Source organism: Methylophaga sp. UBA4204, assembly GCF_002379485.1.
Taxonomy (GTDB): domain Bacteria; phylum Pseudomonadota; class Gammaproteobacteria; order Nitrosococcales; family Methylophagaceae; genus Methylophaga.
Genome location: NZ_DFTU01000013.1, coordinates 6,455 through 8,903, shown reverse-complemented (window position 1 = coordinate 8,903; position 2,449 = coordinate 6,455). Strand labels below are relative to the sequence as shown.

Sequence of the window (2,449 nt, the reverse complement as noted above, 5' to 3'; positions counted from 1 at the left end):
CCTGTTTAATCTGGGGCAAACGCGGATCAACGCCGGGGCTCAATACAATACTGTCAGCTCGCATTAACCAATCGGCAGGGATACCACCCGTTTTCACGACAACTTCTGGATAGTCTTTTTGCAGAGCATTCAGACAGGTAGGTTTTTCACTGCTATCAATTACCGCCACAGCATTACCCTGCTGCAATAAAAACCGTGCGCATGACAATCCTGTCTGCCCAAGTCCAACAATCAGGCTGTAATGAGAACTATGTTGCTGTAATTCTGCTGTCATCGTATTTTCAACGTCGCTAAACCGACCAGCACCAGAAATACGGTGATGATCCAAAATCGAACAATAATGCGGGGTTCCGGCCAGCCTTTTAATTCATAGTGATGATGAATTGGCGCCATCAAGAACACTCGCTTGCCACGTAATTTATATGAGGCCACTTGAATCATTACTGACAGAGTTTCAATGACAAAAACCCCGCCCATAATCAGTAATACCAATTCCTGGCGTACCAGAACCGCAACCGTTCCCAGCGCTGCGCCCAGTGCCAAAGCACCGACATCACCCATAAAAACCTGGGCTGGATAGGTGTTAAACCAGAGGAATCCCAATCCAGCACCCACCATTGCGGCACAGAATACGGTTAATTCTCCAGCCCCAGGGATATGTGGAATTTGCAGATAATTGGCAAACTCAAAGTGTCCTGCAACATAACTGAATAGCCCTAACGCTGCCGCGACCATTACCGTAGGCATAATCGCTAAACCATCGAGACCATCTGTCAGATTCACAGCATTACTACTGCCAACTATGACCAAATAGACCACCAGCAGATACCATGCCCCCAGAGGGATAATGATTTCTTTAAAAAATGGCACGATAAGCTGCGTTTCGGCGGGTGTCTGTACTGTCATGTACAGAAATATTGCAGCCCCCAAACCCACTACTGATTGCCAGAAATATTTATAACGGCTTAACAGTCCTTTGGGATCCTGACGAACCAGCTTGATGTAATCATCAACAAAGCCAATTGTGCCAAACAGCAGCGTAACCAGTAACACCACCCAAACGTAACGGTTTGTCAGATCAGCCCACAGTAGGGTACTGACGGCAATTGCAACCAGTATTAAAGAACCGCCCATGGTGGGCGTACCGGTTTTACTGATATGGGATTCAGGTCCATCATTTCTGACCACCTGGCCAATCTGTCTGAAACTGAGATGTCGGATCATCGTAGGACCCACAATCAGGGCAATTCCCAATGCGGTCATTACCCCTAAAATGGCCCGTAATGTCAGATATTGAAAGACATTAAAGCCGGTGTAATACTGGCTCAGATATTCACTCAGTATTAACAGCATCAGGCTTCTCCTCCAACGGCCAGTGCATCCGCCAGCTTATCCAGCTTCATAAAGCGAGAGCCTTTAATCAAGCACGCCACATCTTTATTCAGTGCATTTTTCAGTTCCGCTTCCAACTCTGACAGCTCATTGAAATGCTGTGCATTATCAGCAAACTCTGCCGAGGCCAGCTGGCTTTGCTGCCCAATGGTAAACAACCGTTTCACACCAGCTGCCTGTGCATCTCGACCTAACTGTTGATGAATAGCAGTACTTTCTGGTCCGAGCTCGCCGAAATCACCCAGTACCAACCAATGTTCCCCCGGGAACTGCATCAAAGTTTGCAGGGCCTGACGAAACGATCCGGGATTAGCATTGTAGGTATCATCAATCACTAATGCGTTATTAACCGCTTCGCGTAATTGCAAGCGATGCGGAACAGCTTTGATTGCAGCCAAACCTTTAACAATTGCTTCCGGCTCAATGCTGAGCGCTGAACATACCGCAATGGCCGCTAAGGCATTGCTGACATTATGAATTCCGGGTAACGGTAAAAAGATAAAATGACAAACCCCATCCAGTCGCACCATAAAATGACTACCGGTAATGGCTAACTGCAGGTCTAATGCGACAATATCTGCGGGTTGCTGCAGCCCAAAGCTGATGTGTTGGCGCGCTCCGAGTATTTGTTTCCATAAATCGCCATAAGGCATATCGGCATTGATTACCGCAACGCCATCAGCTTTCAGGCCGGCATAGATTTCACCTTTTGCTTCAGCCACGCCCTGCAATGAACCAAAACCTTCGAGATGCGCTGCGCCGACATTATTGATTACAGCAACATCGGGCTCCGCCATGGCAACCAGAGTGGCAATCTCACCTGAATGATTTGCGCCCATTTCGATCACCGCATAATCGTAGCTATCATTAAGACGCGTCAGGGTAAGCGGAACACCAAGATTATTATTCAGATTTCCTTTTGTAGACAAAACGTTGCCAGATTGCGCCAGAATGGATGAAATCATTTCCTTAAGCGTGGTTTTACCGTTACTACCTGTTACCGCGACAACTTTTGCATGACTGTTTTCCCGCCATAGTCTGGCAATCGCTCCGTAGG

The 2,449-nt window shown here is 47.4% G+C and carries 2 protein-coding genes and 1 pseudogene; all 3 read right to left on the bottom strand.

What is annotated here, in order from left to right; translation table 11 throughout:
• A pseudogene (gene murD, locus B3182_RS01885) lies at positions 1-274 on the bottom strand (UDP-N-acetylmuramoyl-L-alanine--D-glutamate ligase); the annotation flags it as partial.
• Complete coding sequence (mraY, locus tag B3182_RS01880) at positions 271-1,353, bottom strand: phospho-N-acetylmuramoyl-pentapeptide-transferase (RefSeq protein ID WP_292357836.1); 1,083 nt, start codon at positions 1,351-1,353, stop codon at positions 271-273. The pseudogene murD and the gene mraY, both read right to left, overlap by 4 nt.
• Positions 1,353-2,449, bottom strand: a 1,097-nt coding sequence (locus tag B3182_RS01875; protein WP_292751321.1) for a UDP-N-acetylmuramoyl-tripeptide--D-alanyl-D-alanine ligase, incomplete at its 5' end; no start/stop codon positions are given. The genes B3182_RS01875 and mraY, both read right to left, overlap by 1 nt.